Raw genomic sequence first — 292 nt, forward strand, 5'->3', positions numbered from 1 at the left:
CAACGACGCTCTTTACGGCGGCGACGGAGAGGATAAGCTGATGGGAGGAGAGGGCAATGATAATCTTTGGGGTGAAAGCGGTAACGATACGCTAATAGGAGGAGAAGGTAATGACGAGCTTTGGGGCGAAAGCGGCGATGATGTCATAGACGGAGGAAACGGTAACGACAATATTCAAGGCGGAAGCGGTAATGATACGATAACGGGTGGCGATGGCGACGATATTATAAAGGGCGAAGACGGTAATGATATCATAGACGGCGGAACCGGCAACGACGCTCTTTACGGCGGT

At 51.7% G+C, this 292-nt stretch carries 1 protein-coding gene; it reads left to right on the plus strand.

All coding sequences use genetic code 11. The features are described from left to right. A partial coding sequence (locus H740_RS01100; protein ID WP_002950483.1) for a calcium-binding protein occupies window positions 1–292 on the plus strand: 292 nt, incomplete at both ends.

This window comes from Campylobacter showae CC57C (assembly GCF_000344295.2).
Taxonomy (GTDB): Bacteria; Campylobacterota; Campylobacteria; order Campylobacterales; family Campylobacteraceae; genus Campylobacter_A; species Campylobacter_A showae_B.